The 1,538-nt window shown below is 67.5% G+C and carries 1 protein-coding gene; it reads right to left on the bottom strand.

Annotation, left to right across the window (positions count from 1 at the left end):
• Positions 1-44: 44 nt before the first annotated feature.
• Positions 45-1,340, bottom strand: coding sequence for an IS110 family transposase (locus ABH925_RS37645; protein WP_370156145.1), 1,296 nt, complete (start codon positions 1,338-1,340; stop codon positions 45-47).
• Positions 1,341-1,538 lie beyond the last annotated feature (198 nt).

Raw genomic sequence — 1,538 nt, forward strand, 5'->3', positions numbered from 1 at the left:
CCACTCTCTTGAAAATCACCTGAGCTTGTGCGCGGTGGTGCAGCTCAGGTGGGTTCGATGTGTGGGGTGACGGTGACATCGAGGCCGAGGGCGGAGAGTTGGGCGAGTAGGCGGCGGGTCTGTCGTTCCCTGCCGAGTCGGCTGGTGAAGTAGTCGGGCCCAAGATCGCGGTAGGGGACGAGGTCGTGCAGGATGTGCCAGGCAGCCACCAAGATGGAGTGCCCGACCGCCAGTGTTGCGCGTTTGCTGCCGCGGTGCGGAACCAGTCGGCGAAACTGCGCGCCCAGATAGGTGCCTTTGCTGCGAGCGGCGGTGGAGCCCGCGACGAAGAGCGCGGTCTTGAGCCAGGTGTCGCCGTGGCGGGTGCGGCCCGACAGTCGCTTGCCCGCGGACTCCTTGTTGCCCGGGCAGACCCCGGCCCAGGAGGCGAGGTGCCCCGCCGTGGTGAAGCGGTCCATGTCCACACCGATCTCGGCGATCAGGACCTGGGCCAGGGTCAGGCTGATCCCGGGGATGGTGATCAGCAGGTCGACCTGCTGCCGCAGCGGCTGGAGTTGGCGGCTGATCTCTTCACTCAGGCGCGCGATCCGGTCGTTGGCCTCGTCGATGGCCCGCAGCATCGAAGCGACCATGAACGCGTGATGCTCGCTGAAGCTCCCGGTCAGGGCGCGGGTCAACAGGGGAACCTTGCCCTGCAGGCTGCCCAGGGCGAGGTCGGCCAGGACACGCGGGTCACGTTCCCCTGCCACCAGCGCGTCCAGCATGGCCCGCGCCGAGCGGCCGGTGATGTCGGAGACGACCGAGGACAGCTTGATCCCGGTGTCCTCCAGGAACATCGAGAGACGGTTGACGTCGCGGGTGCGGTCCCGGGTGGTCTCGGTGCGATACCGGGTCAAGTCCCGCAGCTGACGGATGTCGCGCGGGGGCACGAAGCTCGGGCGGACCAGGCCGTGCTCGACCAGCCGGCAGATCCACTCGCAGTCCTTCACGTCGGTCTTGCGCCCCGGCACGGTCTTGATGTGCTGGGCGTTCAGTAGCCAGGGCTCGATCCCCTCCGTGGCCTCCAGCAGGTAGAACAACGGCTTCCAGTAGGACGCTGTCGCCTCCATGCCGATCCGGGTGATGTCGTTCTCCACCAACCAGTCCCGCAGCTCCAGCAGGCCATCGCTCATCGTCGAGAACGTGCGCACCTCGTAGCGCGCCCGCCTTCCGGTGCCCGGTACCCGGACACACACCTTGACGTCCGCCTTGCCCAGATCAGCGCCCGCGCACCGATCCTCCATCACATCCATAGCCACCCCTGCCCCTGGTTCCGCACGCCGCCGACGGTGCCCGCCCATCTGGGGCCACAGGATTCAAAGACGCTCTCTTGCGTGCTCGTGGCAACATCACTGGACTCCTGCGCTCGGCCCCCGCGTCCGACTACAAAACGGGCTCCACGTTCGGCACCAAGTGGCATCGACGTCCTCCGGACGGGCACCACCCCCGATTTTCCCGGCCTCGGGCGGGACCGCAAGGGCCCGGGAAGACTACAAACG

Origin of the sequence: Streptacidiphilus sp. EB129 (assembly GCF_041262645.1) — a bacterium.
In the GTDB taxonomy this organism is placed as follows: Bacteria; Actinomycetota; Actinomycetes; order Streptomycetales; family Streptomycetaceae; genus Streptacidiphilus.